General features: G+C 69.2%; 17 protein-coding genes and 1 tRNA gene. 11 read left to right on the top strand and 7 right to left on the bottom strand.

From position 1 onward, the window contains the following. The first annotated feature begins 143 nt into the window (after positions 1 to 143). Both AAY78_RS18995 and AAY78_RS18990 read left to right on the top strand, forming a co-directional pair. Entirely contained in the window at positions 144 to 3,812 is a 3,669-nt protein-coding gene (locus AAY78_RS18995; protein WP_197077727.1) for an AAA family ATPase, read from the top strand. Next, the gene (locus tag AAY78_RS18990; RefSeq protein WP_046749798.1) at positions 3,805 to 4,011 is read left to right on the top strand and encodes a hypothetical protein; all 207 of its coding nucleotides are present in this window, start codon (positions 3,805 to 3,807) and stop codon (positions 4,009 to 4,011) included. Before AAY78_RS18995 ends, AAY78_RS18990 begins: the two co-directional genes overlap by 8 nt. Positions 4,012 to 4,096: 85 nt before the next feature. Here the strand turns inward: AAY78_RS18990 and mscL are convergent, their stop codons facing one another. The 3 genes from mscL to AAY78_RS18975 are packed head-to-tail and all read right to left on the bottom strand — an operon-like array spanning position 4,097 to position 5,427. After that, complete coding sequence (mscL, locus tag AAY78_RS18985) at positions 4,097 to 4,519, bottom strand: large conductance mechanosensitive channel protein MscL (RefSeq protein ID WP_046749797.1); 423 nt, start codon at positions 4,517 to 4,519, stop codon at positions 4,097 to 4,099. Between the two features lie 24 nt (positions 4,520 to 4,543). After that, a complete protein-coding gene (locus AAY78_RS18980) occupies positions 4,544 to 4,816 on the bottom strand; it encodes an FmdB family zinc ribbon protein (RefSeq protein WP_046749796.1) in 273 nt (90 codons plus the stop codon). Positions 4,817 to 4,830: 14 nt separating this feature from the next. Beyond that, positions 4,831 to 5,427, bottom strand: a complete 597-nt coding sequence (locus AAY78_RS18975) for a 5-formyltetrahydrofolate cyclo-ligase (RefSeq protein WP_046749795.1) — start codon at positions 5,425 to 5,427, stop codon at positions 4,831 to 4,833. A gap of 41 nt (positions 5,428 to 5,468) precedes the next feature. Here AAY78_RS18975 and galU point away from each other — a divergent pair, with 41 nt between their 5' ends. The 4 genes from galU to AAY78_RS18955 all read left to right on the top strand — a co-directional run bounded on the left by galU (position 5,469) and on the right by AAY78_RS18955 (position 8,075). Further along, positions 5,469 to 6,356 carry a UTP--glucose-1-phosphate uridylyltransferase GalU gene (galU, locus tag AAY78_RS18970; protein WP_046749794.1) on the top strand — a complete coding sequence of 296 codons (888 nt, stop codon included), beginning with the start codon at positions 5,469 to 5,471 and terminating at the stop codon, positions 6,354 to 6,356. Between the two features lie 43 nt (positions 6,357 to 6,399). Further along, positions 6,400 to 7,011 carry a GNAT family N-acetyltransferase gene (locus tag AAY78_RS18965; RefSeq protein ID WP_046749882.1) on the top strand — a complete coding sequence of 204 codons (612 nt, stop codon included), beginning with the start codon at positions 6,400 to 6,402 and terminating at the stop codon, positions 7,009 to 7,011. A gap of 93 nt (positions 7,012 to 7,104) precedes the next feature. Next, complete coding sequence (locus tag AAY78_RS18960; protein WP_046749793.1) at positions 7,105 to 7,950, top strand: hypothetical protein; 846 nt, start codon at positions 7,105 to 7,107, stop codon at positions 7,948 to 7,950. Between the two features lie 52 nt (positions 7,951 to 8,002). Next, positions 8,003 to 8,075 (top strand) — tRNA-Ala (locus AAY78_RS18955). 129 nt (positions 8,076 to 8,204) lie between these two features. On the opposite strand, the gene AAY78_RS18950 is transcribed toward AAY78_RS18955, so the two are convergent. From AAY78_RS18950 to AAY78_RS18940, 3 genes are read right to left on the bottom strand one after another with little or no spacing between them, the layout of a single operon-like run. Then, complete coding sequence (locus AAY78_RS18950; RefSeq protein ID WP_164734105.1) at positions 8,205 to 8,726, bottom strand: AAA family ATPase; 522 nt, start codon at positions 8,724 to 8,726, stop codon at positions 8,205 to 8,207. An 8-nt stretch (positions 8,727 to 8,734) separates the two neighbouring features. Further along, the gene (locus AAY78_RS18945) at positions 8,735 to 9,667 is read right to left on the bottom strand and encodes an arginase family protein (protein WP_046749791.1); all 933 of its coding nucleotides are present in this window, start codon (positions 9,665 to 9,667) and stop codon (positions 8,735 to 8,737) included. Positions 9,668 to 9,669: 2 nt separating this feature from the next. Then, positions 9,670 to 10,947, bottom strand: a complete 1,278-nt coding sequence (locus tag AAY78_RS18940) for a DUF445 domain-containing protein (RefSeq protein ID WP_046749790.1) — start codon at positions 10,945 to 10,947, stop codon at positions 9,670 to 9,672. Positions 10,948 to 11,052: 105 nt separating this feature from the next. Here AAY78_RS18940 and AAY78_RS18935 point away from each other — a divergent pair, with 105 nt between their 5' ends. Next, complete coding sequence (locus AAY78_RS18935) at positions 11,053 to 11,325, top strand: metal-sensitive transcriptional regulator (RefSeq protein ID WP_045263421.1); 273 nt, start codon at positions 11,053 to 11,055, stop codon at positions 11,323 to 11,325. 59 nt (positions 11,326 to 11,384) lie between these two features. Here AAY78_RS18935 and AAY78_RS18930 read toward each other — a convergent pair whose 3' ends face one another. Further along, a complete protein-coding gene (locus tag AAY78_RS18930; RefSeq protein ID WP_046749789.1) occupies positions 11,385 to 12,935 on the bottom strand; it encodes an amino acid permease in 1,551 nt (516 codons plus the stop codon). 107 nt (positions 12,936 to 13,042) lie between these two features. Between AAY78_RS18930 and AAY78_RS18925 the strand changes: the two genes are divergently transcribed. Genes AAY78_RS18925 through AAY78_RS18910 form a run of 4 tightly spaced genes read left to right on the top strand, consistent with a single transcriptional unit; the run spans position 13,043 to position 17,359 of the window. Further along, positions 13,043 to 14,449 carry a glutamine synthetase family protein gene (locus AAY78_RS18925; RefSeq protein WP_046749788.1) on the top strand — a complete coding sequence of 469 codons (1,407 nt, stop codon included), beginning with the start codon at positions 13,043 to 13,045 and terminating at the stop codon, positions 14,447 to 14,449. Then, a complete protein-coding gene (locus tag AAY78_RS18920) occupies positions 14,430 to 15,182 on the top strand; it encodes a gamma-glutamyl-gamma-aminobutyrate hydrolase family protein (protein ID WP_046749787.1) in 753 nt (250 codons plus the stop codon). The genes AAY78_RS18925 and AAY78_RS18920 overlap by 20 nt, the downstream gene beginning before the upstream one ends. Next, positions 15,179 to 16,540: an aldehyde dehydrogenase family protein gene (locus tag AAY78_RS18915; RefSeq protein ID WP_046749786.1), complete on the top strand. Its 1,362-nt coding sequence runs from the start codon at positions 15,179 to 15,181 to the stop codon at positions 16,538 to 16,540. The genes AAY78_RS18920 and AAY78_RS18915 overlap by 4 nt, the downstream gene beginning before the upstream one ends. A gap of 39 nt (positions 16,541 to 16,579) precedes the next feature. Further along, positions 16,580 to 17,359 carry a 3-oxoacyl-ACP reductase gene (locus AAY78_RS18910; RefSeq protein WP_046749785.1) on the top strand — a complete coding sequence of 260 codons (780 nt, stop codon included), beginning with the start codon at positions 16,580 to 16,582 and terminating at the stop codon, positions 17,357 to 17,359. Positions 17,360 to 17,371 lie beyond the last annotated feature (12 nt).

The following is a 17,371-nucleotide window of genomic DNA, read 5'->3' as shown; positions in this document are numbered from 1 at the left end:
GGAGAAGTGGACGGTGCATCGCATCGCGGAAATTCGGCGGAAACCCGCCCGGGATACCCCGCGTCGGCATGTCGCGCGCCTAGGGTGTCATTGTGTGGCGACGTGAAGGAAAGTCTGCGGACGACACAGCGGTGGATCCTGCTGTGTCGATCAGCGACCTGCACGGGTCCACTGCCGGCATCGACATCGCGCACGCAGCGGAGTCGGAGCGCACGCGTCTGAGAGCGGAGGCCGCGGATCTCGGCGGCCCCTCGCCACTGGTGAGCTTCCGCGACAGCCCCGAGTCGGGTATCGACATCTCCAAGGCGCACCCCGGCAGCCTGCCGCAGTTCATCACCGGCAAGTCGACGCTCCTCTCGAACCTCTTCCGCGATGAGGTCGGTCTGCGCACAGCGAGACTCGCCGCGGAGCGCATCACAGCAAAGAACACCGAGCTGCGCACCGTCCGCGGCATCGAGGCCGTGCACCTCGCCGTCGGCGTCGCCCGGTGGCGCATCGGGGGAGCGGGGTTCGCCGCACCTGTGCTGTTGCGTCCGCTGGCGATCCGCCGCCACCACTCCGACTTCGAGCTGAAGCTGCAGGGCGCCTTCGAGGTGAATCCCGAACTCGTGCGGATCGCCCGCGATCACTTCGGTCTCACGATCGACGCGACAGCTCTCGCAGCCCTCGCCTACGACGGCGGGATCTTCAAGCCGCAGCCGGTGATCGACAGCCTGCGCGCGATCACGCGATCGATCGACACCTTCTCGGTCGAGCCGCGCCTGGTCGTCTCGACGTTCGCCGACGTGTCCGGGGTGATGTCCCGCGACGGCGGCAGTCTCGACCATCAGGTGCTGAACGCCCTCGCCGGACACGTGGGCGACCGCGAGCGCGTGACCGCCCCACGGGCGATCCCGCACCACATCGGGCCGGACGACCGCGCTCCTGCGTCCGACAATCTCCTCCTCGACGCCGACGCCGAGCAGGAAGCTGTGCTCGCGCGCATCGCCGCGGGGCACTCCCTGACCGTCGCGACGCTTCCGGGGACCGGCGGCACGCAGACCGTGATCAACGCGCTCGGCGAACTCGTGCGCGGAGGCAAGCGCGTCCTCGTCGTGTCCGCGCGTCGCTCGACCCTCGACGGCGTCCGCCATCGTCTCGCCGGGATCGGACTGGACAGCCTCGCGGTCTCGCCGGCGAACGTGCGGCGCGATCTGGTCAGGGCCATCGGGCGCAACGAGAAGGCCACGGCGCCGAAGGTCGGCGAAGTCGACGATGCCCTCGTGCGTCTGCGGACCGTCCTGCGCGACTACCGTCAGGCGCTCAGCGCGCCGATCGCCGGGTTGGGCGCCTCGGTCCTCGACGCCACCCGCCAACTGACGCGCTTGGCGTCGCTCCCCGTTCCACCGTCGACCACCGCGCGTCTCGGACCCGATGCGCTTCGTCGCCTCGCCGCCGACCGCAGCGAGGCTGCCGAGGCCCTCGCACAGGCCGCCCGCCTCGGCGAATTCCGCTTCGGCCCGAACGACTCGCCCTGGTACGGGGTCACCTTCTCCAGCACCGAAGCCGCACGAGCGGCGCACGAGCTCGCCGGGCGACTGCACTCGCAGAGCGTGCCCACCCTGCTCGAGCGCGGCTACGAGCTGATCGCGCAGACGCACATGCGTCCGTTCGCGACCATCGACGAGCTCGGCGAGTACCTGCGGCTGCTGCAGGGGATCCGCGATTCGCTCGACCGATTCAGCCCCACGGTCTTCGAACGTCCTCTGGGTGAGCTCATCCAGGCGCACGGTTCGCGCCGCGACGCTCCCGGCCTGTCCGGGGCGAACCGGCGCAGGCTCCGTCGGCTCGCCAAGGAGTATGTCCGCCCGGGAGTGCATGTCACCGAGATGCATGAGGCTCTCCTGCGGATCCAGGCGCAGCGCACCCAATGGCAGCGCTTCGTCGACGCAGGCGTCGCGCCGGAGATCCCGCTCGGTCTCGCCGACGTCCACGCGGCCTGGCAGCGTGTGGAAGCCGAGCTCGCCGAACTCGACACCGCCCTCGGACGCCGTGAGCCGTTGGCATCGCTGCCCGTGGCCCGGCTCGTTCGCACCCTCGCCGGCCTCGCTGCCAAATCCGACGTCTTCGAGAACCTGGTCGAGCGCGCCCAGCTGCGTGACCGACTCGCCCTCCTCGGGTTGGAGCCGCTTCTCACCGAGCTCTCCGTCCGCCACGTCTCGGAGTCCCAGGTGGGGGAGGAGCTCGAGTTCGCCTGGTGGCAGTCCCTCCTCGAGCGCGCCCTGCAGGACGACCGCGCCCTCCTCGGAGCGAACACCGCGGTCGTCGATCGGCTCGAGCGCGATTTCCGCCTGGTCGATGAGGCGCATGCCGCCATGGCCGGACCGCTGCTCGCATGGCAGCTGGCCAATCAGTGGCGCATCGCGATCGTCGACGAGCCCCAGCAGTCGCAGCACCTGCGTCAGGCGCTGACGCAGTCCGCGACGACCACCGCGCAGGTGGTCAGCGCTGCGCCCACCCTTGTCGACGTGCTCGCGCCGGCCTGGATCTCCTCGCCGTACCTGGTGCCCGAGATCCCCGACTCGGTCGAGTTCGACACCGTGATCCTCGTCGATGCCGCAGCGATCAACCTCGCAGAAGCGGCCCCGGCGATCCGTCGTGCGCGCCAGATCGTCGCGTTCGGCGATCCGGTCACGCAGCGCCCCACCCCGTTCCGCATCGCGGTCGATCCGGAGGAGTCGTGGGAGCCCGAGGTGCCCTTCGACGACGTCTCGGCCTTCGAGCGACTGTCCGAGCTCCTGCCCGTGATGACCCTCACCCGCAGTTACCGGGCGGGTGGCGAGGACCTCGCGGAGCTCATCAACGACGCCTTCTACGGGGGCGAGATCGTCTCCCTTCCCTGGGCGGGCTCGTACCTCGGTCGTGGCAGCCTGACGGTCGACTACGTCGAGGGCGGTACGGGAACGCCCGATCCGATCTCGGGTGCGGTCGAGAGCCCGGATGCCGAGGTCGCCAGGGTCGTGACCCTCGTGGTCGAGCACGCGGTGCACCGCCCGTCGGAATCCCTCATGGTGGTCACCGCGAGCGCCCGCCACGCCGAGCGCGTGCGCGCCGCCGTCACTTCGGCGTTCGCCGGGCGATCCGATGTCGCGGACTTCGTCGGCCGAGACACGGTCGAACCGTTCGCGGTGCTGACGCTCGAGGAGTCGGTCGCGGAGAGCCGCGATCGTGTGATCTTCTCGCTCGGCTTCGGTCTCACCAAGCACGGCCGTGTCCTGAGCGACTTCGGCGACCTCTCCACACCGGACGGCGAGCGACTGCTCACGGTCGGGATGACGCGAGCGCGCCGTTCGATGGTCCTCGTCTCGTCGATCCGTCCCTCCTCGTTCGACGATGGGCGCCTGGAGCACGGGGCGGCGACCTTGATGTCGATCCTCGGCGGCCTGGCCGCCCGGAGCCGGGATGCGCGGCTGGAGGATCTCGCCGACCCGCTGACCCTGGCGCTTGCCCGCGAACTGCGGCGCCTCGGCGCGTCGGTGGACGTCGACTACCGCGGACTGCTCCCGCTGGTCGCGCAGCACGGCGGCAAGGCCGTCGTGATCGAGTCGGATCCCGAGACGCGAGGTGAGTCCCTGCGCGAGACCCTGCGTCTGCGCCCGCACGTGCTGCGTCGCCTGGGCTGGCACTACATGCGCGTGCACGCGTTCGACCTCTACAGCGACCCCGTGACCGTGGCGACCCGAATCGCCGCGGTGCTCGGCATCTCGGATTCCGCCCCGCGCGCGGAGAACGATACGCAGCCGATCGACACGCTCGACACCCAGAATGACTGAGCACCCGGGGCCCGCGGACCCGCGCCAGCACGTGGAACGCATCGCCGGATCTCGTCGTGCGCGTCTCACTCCGGTGCCGGGGAGCGACCCGGAACCGGAATCGGGGCCAGCGGAGACGCCGCCGGCGCGGAACCGGCCGAAGGGTGCCAAGGGGCCGAACGACGACCAGCTGCTCCAGGACGTCCCGCCGCACTACTGACTGTGCGGCTCCTACCTCAGCCGGGAACGGAGAGACGCACGGTCCCTCCGAAGAGGGACCGTGCGTCTCGAGTGGTTCCAGCCGGTCAGGCTCCGCGCTGTGCCTTGAGCAGATCGCGGATCTCGACGAGCAGCTCGGACTCGGTCGCCGCGGCCGGCTCCTCCTCCGGCTCCTCCGCGGGCGTGCCCTTGCGGGCCTCGACATGAGCTTTGAACGTGTTCATCGGCAGCACGAACACGAAGTACACGACGACGGCGACGGCGAGGAAGCTGATGATCGCCGAGATCAGGTCGCCGATCGGGAAGGTCACCGTCTCGCCGTAGATGTTCGGAACCTGGATCCCGAACTGTCCGGCCGCGTCCGCCTTGAGGAAGAGCGCGATGAGCGGGTTGATGATGCTGTTGACGACGGCCGTGACGATCGCGGTGAACGCCGTGCCGATGACGACCGCGACGGCCAGATCGATGACGTTGCCCCGGAGCAGGAAGTCCTTGAAACCTTTGAGCATGGGATCCCCCAACAGATCGATACCTCAGGAAGAGGCCGGAGTCGACGCAGCCGCCGGTTTGGCGCTCGTCGTCGATTCCGTCTTCGATGATGCCGAACCATCCTTCGATCCACCGGATTTGGCGCGCGAGTCCGTGCGATAGAAACCGGAGCCGTTGAAGGTCACACCGATCGAGCCGTACTGCTTGCGCAGCGCGCCACCGCACTCGGGGCACACGGTGAGAGCGTCGTCGGCGAAGCTCTGCACGGCGTCGAAGGTGTGACCGCACGCGGTGCAGGCATAGGCGTAGGTGGGCATGGGGGTCCTTGAGATCAGCGTCGCCGAGGCGACAGGGTGAGGGTCTGCGACGGGGTCACGACGCCGTTCACCGGCTGGTCGTGGACCTCTCGCGGAAGTTCGTCGAGTACCTCGGAATCATAGATGACCGCGTAGACGGGAGGGCACTTCTCCATCGAGCCGATCGTCTTGTCGAAGTACCCGCGCCCCCAGCCCATGCGCATGCCGGAACGGTCGACCGCCGCGGCAGGGACGATCATCAGGTCGACGTCGTTCACGGCGATAGGGCCCAGCACCTCGCCCGTGGGCTCCGGCAGGCCGAAGAGGCCCTCGGCGACCTCGTCATCGTCCGTGGCGACAGCCCAGTCCAGCAGCCCGTCGGCGCGGGTGACGGGGAGGAGCACGCGGATGCCGCGGCGCACGGCCCTGGTCACGAAGTCACGGGTGCCCGGCTCCGTCGTGGTGGAGAGGAAGCAGGAGATGGATCGGGCGCCCAGTTCGTCGACGAGGGCATCGAGGCGTTCGCCGATGGCCGTGGCCGCCGTCTCGCGTTGTGTGTCGGAGAGGAGCTGGCGTCGTTCGCGGAGCTCGGCGCGGAGTGCGCGCTTGGCGTGTTCGACGTCGTTCGACATGGCTCCGAGTCTACGTCGACGCTCACCACTAGGCTGAGAGGATGGGCAACCACAAGATCAAAGCAGTCATCCCCGCCGCCGGACTGGGGACACGATTCCTGCCCGCCACGAAGGCGATGCCGAAGGAGATGCTCCCGGTCGTCGACAAGCCGGCCATCCAGTACGTCGTCGAAGAGGCGGCTGACGCCGGGATCGACGACATCCTCGTCATCATCGGGCGCAACAAGAACGCGATCTCCAACCACTTCGACTCGGTCCCCGAGCTCGAGGTGAAGCTCATGGAGAAGGGCGACACCGGTCGCCTCGAGCGCGTGATGAAGTCGAGCGACCTCGCCGACATCCACTTCGTCCGTCAGGGTGAGCCGAAGGGTCTGGGTCATGCAGTGCTGCGTGCGCGCACCCATGTCGGCGACAGTTCTTTCGCCGTGCTGCTCGGTGACGACCTGATCGACGAGCGCGATCCGCTGCTCACCGAGATGATCGCCGAGCACGAGCGCACCGGCGCCGCGGTGATCGCGCTGATGGAGGTCGATCCCGCGAACATCCACATGTACGGCGCCGCTGCGGTCGAACCCCTCGAAGGGTCGGATGCGGTTCGGGTCACCGGTCTCGTCGAGAAGCCGGCACAGGAGGACGCCCCCTCGAACCTCGCGGTCATCGGACGCTACGTCCTCCCGGCCTCGGTCTTCGAGATCCTCGAGCACACCGAGCCGGGCAAGGGGGGCGAGATCCAGCTCACGGACGCACTGCAGGTGATGGCGGCCGACCCTGACGGCCCCGGCGTCGTCGGCGTCGTCTTCGGTGGTCGCCGCTACGACACGGGCGACCGCGTCGACTACATCAAGGCGATCGTCCAGCTCGCGGCAGACCGCGACGACCTCGGTTCGGAGCTGCGCCCCTGGCTCAAGGAGTTCGCGGAACGCCTCTAGGCGGCTTCGCGGGCGTCGGTGCGGCATGGATCTGGCGACGGGGATGCGACACGGCCCGATAGAGCTGCGGCTCGTCCGAACGAAGGATGCGCGGCCTCTGCAGCATGAGCTGCTCGCCAACAGGTCATGGCTTCAGCCGTGGGAGGCGACCGTCCCGTACGGATCGGTGTCATTCGATAGGAGGCTCAGCATCCGTCGCCTGCTCCAGCAGTACCGTGACGGCTCCGGCTACCCCTTCGTCATGGAGTACGACGGCGAGATCGCGGGGCAGCTCAACGTATGGGGAGTCTCTCGGGGCTCGCTGTGCTCTGCCACGATCGGGTACTGGGTGAGCGAGCGGTTCGCCGGTCGCGGGATCACCCCGACCGCGGTCGCGATGGCCACCGATGCGTGTTTCACCGAGTACGGCCTGCACCGCATGGAGATCTGCATCCGTCCGGAGAACGCCGCGAGCCTGCGCATCGTCCAGAAGCTCGGGTTCCGGTACGAGGGATTGCGGCGGCGCTACATCCACATCGACGGGGACTGGCGCGACCACTACGCATTCGCCCTGACCACGGAAGACGTGCCGCAGGGTGTGCTGGCGCGGTGGCTCAGCGGCCAGGTGCCTCCCGACGCCGCGACGGTGCCGCCGGCCGACCGCATATCGTCCTGAAACACCCGTCCGGACAGCGGATCCGGACGAACACGCCGCGACACGCGCCCGTCTGTACGGCGCTGCCCGCCCCCAGCCCTTAGCGTTGTCGGTATGGACGGGCCGGTGCTGAGCGGAGGAGTGATCGTGCTCGTCGCCGTGCTCTTGTGGATGCTCTATCTTCTGCCGTCGTGGCGAGGCCGGTTCCAGTACAACGCCGCCGAACGCAACGCCGTGCGACTGAACCAGGCGCTGCGCGTGCTCGCCGAGACGAGCGAGACGCCGGGGGAGGTCCGCGTCGAGCTGAACGCCCGCACCGCGCTCGCTCAGCAGAAGCTGGCGAAGAGGGTGCAGTCGGAGCGGGAGGCCGCCGCGCTCGAGGCTCTGCGGCAGGAACTCGCGGCCACCAGGGCCGACCCCGTGATCCGTCGGGCGCGCGCGCGTAGACGTGTGCGTATCCTCGCGACCAGCAGCCTGCTGGCCGGGCTCATCGTCGCCGGGCTGGGCGTGTGGCAGCTGCTGGCTGCCGGCGGATCTGCTCTGATCTGGGTCGGTGGTGCGGTGGTCGTCGTCGCCGGTGTCGCTCTGCAGCGCATGGCCGCGGTCGCGAACCGTGCCGCGCGCGCCGCCCACGTCGTGGCCACCCCTGTTGCTCCGCGTGTGGCCCCCGAGCTTCACGACCAGGGCCGAGCGACGTGGACGCCGCGTCCGCTGCCCGAGCCGATGGCATCCGTGGCGGGGTCCCGTGCGCAGGCCGCACAGGCTCAGCTCGAAGCCCAGGAGGCGCGCCGCAAGGCCGCGCGAGTCGCCGCACTGCGCGAGCGGGCGGAGCAGATGGCACCGGAGCCGCCGGTGGCCCTGCCGGCCGCGTCGTCGCCGTACGCGCGGATGGGGTTCGTCGACGACGCCGAGATCGAGGCCCACGTGCGCGAACTGCTCTCCCATCGGGCCGCAGGATGACGGTCTGCGACGCGAGCGGCCCTCTCGTCGTGATAGCGTAGAACCTGTTCACGGGCCTATGGCGCAGTTGGTAGCGCGCCTCGTTCGCATCGAGGAGGTCAGGGGTTCGAATCCCCTTAGGTCCACCGTGAAGATGGCCGATGGGACATGAGAGATCATGTCCCATCGGCCGTTCTGGTTCCTCGGCCGCTCGTGCTGGAGGTCGAGACCGGGTCTGTGAGTGAGCGCCCTCGCCGCACGGGGGTTGGGGCTGGTCAGCCCCGGCTCGCCTCGAGCAGTAGCCGGAGCCGCTCCTCGGGGCTGCCGACGATCGTGACCACGTGCGGGACGGAGCCTGCGCGCTCGAGGTCATCGACGAGTCCCACCAGCGCTTCGTCCATCGCGACGCGCAGAGCCGGGTCCTCGTCGCCGGTGACGTGGATCGGCCGGCTCCCGTCCAGGGGCACGATCGCGACGAGGTCGATCGCGGCCATCGACGCCTCCACGATCTCTGCGGCGCGGGCGAGGAGCGCGCCGTCACTGCGGCCCAGCTCCTCCAGAGCGGTCAGGTAGGCGAGGAAGTCGAGTGGCCCCCGCTCGCAGATCACCGCGGAAGCGGCGGCCGACTCCCGGAGTCGCGCCGCGGTGACGCGCAGCTGCACGGCGAAGCTGTGCTCGCTCGCGGGATCGTCGAGATCGAGGTCCTCGAAGGGGTCGGGCAGTACGACGTACTCGGGGCGGACCGCACGGAAGTCGGAGATCAGCGTGCTCTTGCCGCTGGCGTGCGTCCCCGACACCACGATCCTCATGTGCGTGCGGCGAGTCCGGCGAGCAGCTCCAGCACGCACAGAGCCGCCAGGCGGACGGTGCGGGCATCGTCGGCGTCGGCGGTGGCGTCGACTTCGGCCAGGTCGGCGCTCGCGACACGTCGATCCGTCGCGACGGCCCTGCTGAGGGCGCGCAGCTCCCACGCCTGCAGACCGCCGGGCACGCTCGCCGGGCAGCCCGGCGCGACCGACCGGTCGCAGACGTCGACGTCGATGTCGAGATGGATGCGCGCATCGGCTCCGGAACCGGCGACCTCCACGGCCTCCGCGACGACATCGTCGATTCCGCGGCGGCGGAGCTCGTCGAGGGGGATGACACGGATGCCCCACTCGGCTGCGCGTCGGGCGTAGGCGGCGGAGTTCGCGAAGTCGGCGATGCCGATCTGCACGACCTTGGTCGGGTCGATGCGCGTGGTATCCAGCGGCGACGTGGCGGGGACATCTTCCACGAGGCGCCGCACGGGAGTGCCGTTCGAGATGCCGTCGCGCAGGTCGAAGTGGGCGTCGAACGTGATCAGTCCCGTCGCTTCGGCACCGAGCGCCACCGGATAGGTGAGCGAGTTGTCGCCGCCGAGGGCGATCACGAGTTTCGAAGCGGCGGCGAGCTCGCGCACGCGGGAGATGACCCTGGCCTCACCGGCGGAGCCGTCAGGATCGGCGATGTCGCCGGCGTCGGCGATGCGCAGCACCTCGTCGAGCTCGATCACCGGCGGTCCCATCAGCGCGGTGCCGTAGCGGGGGAGAGCCGCGCGGATCGCCGTGGGCGTCGCGTGCGCACCGGTCGGGGAGAGCGAGGTGCGCCAGGTCGGCACCCCGACGAGCACGGCGTCGGCGGTGCCGTCGAAGGCAGGCCAGGACCCGGCTCGGGGCCAGAGGGGATCGTGGCTCAGCGGTCGGGAGGACGAGGGCATGGTCAGACTCCGGGGATCAGGGCGTGCGCGATGGAGAAGATGACGAGACCGGCCAGGGCGCCGACGAACGTGCCGTTCAAACGGATGTACTGCAGGTCGCGGCCGACCATGAGCTCGATCTTCTCCGTCGTCTCCGCCGGGTCCCAGCGTTCGACGGTGTCGGTGATGATCGAGGCGATGTCGTGCCGGTAGCGGTCGACGAGGAAGACCGCGGCGTCCGATACCCACGTGTCGACGCGGTTCTGCAGCGCGGTGTCGGTCGTGAGGCGCTCCCCGACCTCCTGCAGGGCCTGCACGGCGCGGCGTCGGAGGCCGCTCTCGGGATCGGCGAGGGCAGCGAGCAAGCCGTTCTTCGCGGTGTTCCACGCCTCAGCGGCCAGAGCGCCGACGCGGGGGCTGTCGAACAGCGACGCCTTGGCGTTCTCGAGCTTCGCCCGCGTCGCCGGGTCGTTCTGCAGGCTGTCGGCCAGACGTGCCAGATAGCCGTCGACCGCGAGGCGTGCCGGGTGGCGGGGGTCGGCCTGCACGGCGTGCACGAACTTGACCGCCTCGTGATACACCGTGTCGTCCACGAAGCGGTGAGCCAGCTTCGGCACCCACCCCGGAAGGCGCCGGGAGACCAGACCGCTGAACGATTCGGCGTTCGCGTCGAGCCAGCGCGAGATGCTGTCGGCGGCGAGGTCGACAGCGCCGTGATGGGCATCGGCCTCGACGATCTTCTCGAGCCACGCTCCGGCGGGCGGACCCCACTCGGGATCGACCAGATGCTCGCGGGCGAGGTCCGTGATCAGGTCTCGCACGTCGTCGTCGCTCAGCGCGTTGAGCACGGCCGTGGCGATCGTCGCACCCTCGGCGCCGACCCGCTCCGCATGCGGGGCCTCACGCAGCCAGTCGCCTGCGCGCAGAGCGATCTTCGTGGTCGACAGCTTGGTGCGCACCACGTCGGCGGCGAGGAAGTTCGTCTCCACGAACTCGCCGAGCGAGCGGCCGATCTCGTCCTTGCGGTTCGGGATGATCGCGGTGTGCGGGATGGGGAGCCCGAGCGGGCGTCGGAAGAGCGCGGTCACCGCGAACCAGTCCGCGAGCGCACCCACCATGCCGCCTTCGGCCGCCGCGCGCACATAGGCGAGTCCCTCGATGCGCTGCTGGAACGCGAAGGCGAACACGAACACGACGGCCATGAACACCAGGGCGCCGAGGGCGACGGCCTTCATGCGTCGGAGCGCGCGGAGGCGCTCCTGGTCGGCGGGCGAGAGCTGCGTCATCGGTGTTCGCGGCATGACGTCATCCTTTCACGCCACCGCACCGGCGGCCCTGTGCGCGGAGCGTGCGCTGTCTCGGCGCACAGACAGCCGGATACCCCCTGGGGGGAGTACCCTCGAGGGGTGATCGAAGACATCAAGAAACGTGCGCTGCACCGCACCAGCATCCTCGAAGGACAGATGCGCGGCGTCGCGCGGATGATCGAGAACGAGGACTACTGTATGGACATCATCACGCAGTCCCGCGCCATCCAGCGCTCCCTGGAGTCACTCAACCGCCTGCTGCTGGAGAACCACCTGCAGACGCACGTCACCCACATGTTCGAGGAGGGCGGCGAGGAGCGGGAGAAGGCCGTCGTCGAGCTGCTCAAGGCCTTCGACTTCGACCGCAAGTAGGGTCCAGGGGCGGCGCGACACAGCACCCCGACGGAGTCGTCGAGGCGCTGCGCGGTGAGTCACCTGCCGCTGTCGTCGAACACCTCGCCCTCCATGGCGTCGTAGCCCTCGGCCTGCGGGTCGCCGTGGGAGCCGCCGGAGATCGCGTACTCCTCTTCGGGCGACAGCACCAGACGGTGGCGGAAGAAGAGCCCGAATCCGAGCAGGATCACGACGTAGACGATGGCGATCGCCACGATGGCGGGGCCGAACGTCGGATTCAGCAGGAACCCGACGAAGATCAGCGCGGCGATCACGAGCGCGACAGCTGCGCCGGGGATCCCCCACGGGCTCCGGTACGGCCGCGCGACGTCCGGGTACTTCCTGCGGAGGATCATGAACGACACCAGCTGGAGTCCGTAGGCGAGCACCGCGCCCCAGACCGCGATGTTCAGCACGATCGCGCCTGCCACCGACCCGGCGCCCTCGGCGTCGACGGCCGCGAGCACGTCGAGCACGATGAGGGCGACGAAACCGATCGCCGCACCGACGACGAGCGCCACCCACGGCGTCTGCCGCTTGCCGGTGAGGGAGAGGAAGCGAGGGTAGTAGCCTGCGCGGGAGAGCGAGTACATGTTGCGGCCGTAGGCGAACATGATGCCCTGCAGGGAGGCGAGCAGCCCGATCAGGGCGAAGAGCGCGAGCACCGCGGCGAGTTGGTCGCCCACGATGGCGCGGAAGCCGTCGAGCAGCGGCTCGCCCGCGGTGCCGGTGGCCTCGGCGCCGATCACGCCGGTGTTCAGGAAGAGGACGAGCAGACCCGTGACGATGAGGGTGCCGCGCGCCCAGAAGCCGGCCTTGGGGATGTCGCGGGTCGGGTTGTGCGACTCCTCGGCGGCCAGGGGCAGCTCTTCGATGCCGAGGAAGAACCACATCGCGAACGGGAGCGCGAACAGGATCGGCAGCACGCCGTGCGGCAGGAACTCCGTCTGGCCGGGGTCGGGGGCGATGTCCCACAGCGCATCCCAGCTGAAGGCGCCGGAGAAGATCGCCATCAGGGAGAACACCAGGATGATGCCGATCGAGATGATCGAGACGACGATCGCGAATCGGAACGAGATCGCGGCCCCCGCGGAGTTCAGCGCGATGAACACGACGTAGAGGATGAGGTACCAGAGCCACCCCGGCAGCTGGATTCCCAGCAGCTCGCTCGTGATGCCGTTCGCATACGACGCCGAGAAGTAGACGATCACCGCCGTGGTCGCGACGTACTCGATCGTCTCCGCTGCGCCCGTGACCAAGCCGCCCCACGGTCCCATCGCCGATCGCGCGAAGGAGTAGGCGCCCCCGGTGTGGGGCATCATCGCGGCCATCTCGCCGATCGCGAAGATCATGCCGTAGTACATGAGCACGAGGATCACGAAGGCGATCAGCATTCCGCCGAAGCCCGCGAAGTCGATGCCGAAGTTCCAGCCGGAGAAGTCTCCGGAGATGACGGCGGCGACCGCGAGACCCCACAGGCCCCAGACACCGGCAGACCTCTTCAGGGTGCGTTTCTCGAAGTATTCGTTCCCGGCGCGTGTATAGGTCGCCCCAGCGACCTTGCGGGATTCACTGCTCTGCTCAGACATCCGCTCTCCGTTCGCAAGCACACACAGGCGCCGGGTGCACCTTGCGGATGATTGTGACAGCCAATGGTGGTTTCGTCTACCTTTAAACGTCCTGGTGATCTACTCTGATGGCGAAGCCGGTCGGCCGATCGCTTCACCACGACGACGGGAGCGAGACGATGGCGGGAAACCTGAGCATCGAGCAACTGGATGCCGGCATCGCCGCCGGCGAGATCGACACGGTGATCGTGGCCTTCGCGGATGCGCAGGGGCGGCTGGTCGGCAAGCGGGTGTCCGCGCGACTGTTCCAGGAGGACATCGTGCATCACGGTGCCGAGGCGTGCGACTACCTGCTGTCGGTCGATGTGGACATGAATACGGTCGACGGCTACGCGATGTCGGGGTGGGATCGCGGCTACGGCGACATGGTGCTGCGGCCCGACGTCGCGACGCTGCGCCGGATCCCCTGGCTGGCGGGGACGGCGCTGGTGATCGCGGACCTGGTGTGGGGAAACGGGGAGCCGGTGAGCCCGTCGCCGCGGGCGATCCTCGACCGTCAGCGCGATCGACTGGCCGAACGCGGCTGGACCGCGTTCTCGGGCACCGAGCTCGAGTTCATCGTCTTCGACAACACCTACCGCGACGCCTGGGCCCGCAAGTACGAGGGACTGACGCCGTCGACCGACTACAACGTCGACTACAACCTGCTCGCCTCCACCCGCCTCGAGCCGCTGCTGCGCGACATCCGCAACAGCATGGACGGCGCGGGCCTCTACTGCGAGGGCGTGAAGGGGGAGTGCAACCTGGGGCAGCAGGAGATCGCCTTCCGCTATGCCGAGGTGCGCGAGACCGCTGACCAGCACGCGCTCTACAAGAACGGTGCGAAGGAGATCGCGGAGCAGCACGGCCAGGCGCTCACCTTCATGGCGAAGTTCAATGAGCGCGAGGGCAACAGCTGCCATATCCACCTCTCGCTGCGCGCCGACGACGGCACTCCGGTCATGGCCGGAGACGGCGAGCACGGATTCAGTCCGATCATGGGGCACTGGATCGCCGGCATCCTCGCCACGCTCCGGGAGTTCACCCTGCTCTATGCGCCCAACATCAACTCGTACAAGCGGTTCGCGAAGGGCAGCTTCGCCCCGACCGGAGTGGCCTGGGGCATCGACAACCGCACCTGTGCGCTGCGCGTGATCGGGGCGGGGGCCGGGCTCAGGGTCGAGAACCGAGTGCCGGGCGGCGACGTGAACCCCTACCTCGGGATCTCGGCCATCATCGCCGGCGGTCTGTACGGCATCGAGAACGAACTGCCCCTGCCCGACCGCTTCACCGGCAACGCGTACGAGGCCGGCGTCGAACACCTTCCCACCACGCTGCGCGAAGCGGCACAGCTGTTCAGCGAGTCGGCCATCGCGCGCGAAGCGTTCGGCGACGACGTTGTGGAGCACTACCTGAACCAGGCGCGCATCGAGGTCGAGGCCTACGACGCCGCCGTCACCGACTGGGAGCGGATCCGTGGTTTCGAGCGGCTCTGACCCGGCACCGTTGATCGGGGTCACGACCTACCTCGAGCGGGCGCAGCAGGGGGTGTGGGATGTGCGGGCCGCGTTCCTGCCCGAGCAGTACCTGACCGGGGTGACGGCATCGGGCGGAATCGCACTGCTCCTGCCGCCACAGGACCCGGAGTCGGCGGATGCAGCCATCGCCGGGCTGGACGGACTGATCCTCTCCGGAGGGGCCGACGTCGCTCCCGAGCTCTACGGCGAGGAGCGGCATCCGCTCACGGATCCGGCCCGGGTCGACCGCGACGCGTGGGAGCTGGCGCTGTTCAGAGCGGCCGAGCGGCGCCGCATACCGGTGCTCGCGATCTGCCGCGGGCTGCAGCTCGTCAACGTGGCGCGCGGAGGCACTCTGCACCAGCACCTGCCCGAGTCGCTCGGCACCGAGCGCTACCGCCTGGGCGGAGGCGTGTTCGCCGAGAACGACATCGAGGTCTCGGGCGACACGGCGCTCGCCGGCGTCCTCGGTGCCGGCGACGTACGCGTGCACAGCTATCACCATCAGGGCATCGATCGGCTCGGGGAGGGGCTGGTCGCCGCTGCGCACTCCGCCGACGGACTCGTGCAGGCGTTCGTCGACACCGCAGATGGTCACGTCGTCGGCATTCAGTGGCATCCGGAGGAGAATGCCGAAGACCGACGTCTCTTCGCAGATCTCGTCTCGCAGGCTCGCGCGTTCGCCGCCGGGCGGAAGGAGGACGCCCGATGAGCGCGTTCACAGTCATCAACCCGTCCACCGGTGCCGCGATCCGCGAGGTCCCCAGAGCCGGCATCGGAGAGACGGATGCCGCGATCGCTCGTGCCGTCGCGGCGCAGCGTCGGTGGGCGGCCCTGGCCCCGGTGGCACGTGCGGATGCCCTCCGGTCGTTCGCCCGCGCGGTGGAAGGCGCCGTCGAAGAGCTGGCGAAGCTGGAGGTGCTCAACTCCGGGCATCCGATCGGCTCGGCCCGCTGGGAGGCCGGTCACGTCGCCCAGGTGCTCAACTACTACTCCGCCGACCCGGAGCGCCTGTCCGGGCGACAGATCCCGGTGGCCGGCGGGCTCGATGTCACGTTCCACGACCCCTACGGCGTGGTCGGCGTGATCGTTCCGTGGAACTTCCCGATGACGATCGCCTCGTGGGCGTTCGCGCCGGCGCTCGCCGCGGGCAACGCCGTGGTGCTGAAGCCCGCCGAGCTGACACCTCTCACCGCCATCCGCCTCGGCGAGCTCGCGCGCGAAGCAGGACTACCGGAGGGGCTGTTCGAGGTCGTCACCGGGTCGGGCTCGGTCGTCGGGCAGCGTCTCGTGGAACACCCGGACGTGCGCAAGGTCGTCTTCACCGGCTCGACCGAGGTGGGCGTCGAAGTCGCGGCGGGCTGCGCGCGAGCCCTCAAGCCCGTCACCCTCGAACTCGGGGGCAAGAGCGCGAACATCGTCTTCGAGGACGCGGATCTCGAACGCGCGGCGTCCGGAGTTCCCGGATCCGTGTTCGACAACGCCGGCCAGGACTGCTGTGCGCGCAGCCGCGTGCTCGTGCAGCGCTCGGTCTACGACCGGTTCCTCGAACTGCTCGAACCGGCCGTCGCCGCCTGGCGTGTGGGCGACCCTGCCCGCGATGACACCGACATGGGGCCGCTCATCTCGGCGGGACACCGCGATACCGTCGCCTCATTCCTCGACGGTGCAGACATCGCCTTCCGTGGCAGTGCCCCCGAGGGGGACGGGTTCTGGTTCGCGCCGGCCGTGGTGCTCGCCGACCCCGCCGACCGCATCGCGCAGCAGGAGGTGTTCGGGCCCGTCGTCGCGGTGATGCCGTTCGAGGACGAGGCCGATGCCATCCGTCTGGCCAACGACACGGCGTACGGTCTCGCGGGCTCCGTCTGGACCGAGAGCCTGGGACGCGGTGTCCGCGTGGCCCGGGGTGTGCGCAGCGGCGTGCTGTCCGTGAACTCGCACTCCTCGGTGCGGTACTCCACGCCGTTCGGCGGCATGAAGGCGTCGGGCCTGGGGCGCGAACTCGGCCCCGACGCCGCCGAGCACTTCACCGAGACCAAGAACGTCTTCTTCGCGACCGATGAACACTGATCGCGTCGTCCTTTCACCCATCCGGAACGGAGAACCCACATGAGCATCGATCTGACCCAGCGTCTCAAGGACCGCGTCGCCATCATCACCGGCGGCGCGAGCGGCATCGGGTTCGCCACCGCCCAGCGCTTCGCAGCGGAGGGGGCCCTCGTCGTGATCGCCGACGTCGATCCGACGACAGGAGAGGCGGCGGCCGCCGAGGTGGGCGGCGTGTTCCGCCCGGTCGACGTCGCAGACGAGGCCAAGGTGAACGCGCTGTTCGACGGTGTCGCGGAGGAGTTCGGGCGGATCGACATCGCCTTCAACAACGCGGGCATCTCGCCGGCCGATGACGACTCCATCGAGACGACGGAGCTCCCGGCGTGGGATCGCGTGCAGGACGTGAATCTCAAGAGCGTGTACCTGTGCAGCCGTGCAGCCCTCCGTCACATGGTGCCCGCGGGGCGCGGATCGATCATCAACACCGCCTCCTTCGTCGCGCTCCTCGGATCCGCCACCTCGCAGATCAGTTACACCGCGTCGAAGGGGGGCGTGCTGGCGATGTCCCGCGAGCTCGGTGTGCAGTTCGCCCGTCAGGGAGTGCGGGTGAATGCGCTGTGCCCTGGACCGGTGAACACCCCGTTGCTGCAGGAGCTGTTCGCGAAGGATCCGGAGCGTGCGCAGCGGCGCCTGGTGCACGTGCCGATGGGACGCTTCGCGGAGCCCGCCGAGCTCGCAGCGGCCGTGGCGTTCCTCGCCTCCGACGACGCGTCGTTCATCACCGCGAGTGCGTTCGTCGTCGACGGCGGGATCACGAACGCCTACGTCACCCCGCTGTGAGCCACCCTCACC

The organism is Microbacterium sp. Ag1 (genome assembly GCF_001005635.1).
GTDB classification, from domain to species: domain Bacteria; phylum Actinomycetota; class Actinomycetes; order Actinomycetales; family Microbacteriaceae; genus Microbacterium; species Microbacterium oxydans.
The sequence above is the reverse complement of the archived record's forward strand: the minus strand, read 5'-3'. Positions and strand labels throughout refer to the sequence as shown.

Bases quoted from the DNA above. Each gene is read 5' to 3' on its own strand.
- galU (WP_046749794.1), top strand. From the start codon at position 5,469: ATGGGCAACCACAAGATCAAAGCAGTCATCCCCGCCGCCGGACTGGGG.
- AAY78_RS18980 (WP_046749796.1), bottom strand. From the start codon at position 4,816: ATGCCCACCTACGCCTATGCCTGCACCGCGTGCGGTCACACCTTCGAC.
- AAY78_RS18960 (WP_046749793.1), top strand. From the start codon at position 7,105: ATGGACGGGCCGGTGCTGAGCGGAGGAGTGATCGTGCTCGTCGCCGTG.
- AAY78_RS18990 (WP_046749798.1), top strand. From the start codon at position 3,805: ATGACTGAGCACCCGGGGCCCGCGGACCCGCGCCAGCACGTGGAACGC.
- AAY78_RS18915 (WP_046749786.1), top strand. From the start codon at position 15,179: ATGAGCGCGTTCACAGTCATCAACCCGTCCACCGGTGCCGCGATCCGC.
- AAY78_RS18975 (WP_046749795.1), bottom strand. From the start codon at position 5,427: ATGTCGAACGACGTCGAACACGCCAAGCGCGCACTCCGCGCCGAGCTC.
- AAY78_RS18940 (WP_046749790.1), bottom strand. From the start codon at position 10,947: ATGCCGCGAACACCGATGACGCAGCTCTCGCCCGCCGACCAGGAGCGC.
- AAY78_RS18965 (WP_046749882.1), top strand. From the start codon at position 6,400: ATGCGACACGGCCCGATAGAGCTGCGGCTCGTCCGAACGAAGGATGCG.
- AAY78_RS18945 (WP_046749791.1), bottom strand. From the start codon at position 9,667: ATGCCCTCGTCCTCCCGACCGCTGAGCCACGATCCCCTCTGGCCCCGA.
- AAY78_RS18925 (WP_046749788.1), top strand. From the start codon at position 13,043: ATGGCGAAGCCGGTCGGCCGATCGCTTCACCACGACGACGGGAGCGAG.
- mscL (WP_046749797.1), bottom strand. From the start codon at position 4,519: ATGCTCAAAGGTTTCAAGGACTTCCTGCTCCGGGGCAACGTCATCGAT.
- AAY78_RS18910 (WP_046749785.1), top strand. From the start codon at position 16,580: ATGAGCATCGATCTGACCCAGCGTCTCAAGGACCGCGTCGCCATCATC.
- AAY78_RS18930 (WP_046749789.1), bottom strand. From the start codon at position 12,935: ATGTCTGAGCAGAGCAGTGAATCCCGCAAGGTCGCTGGGGCGACCTAT.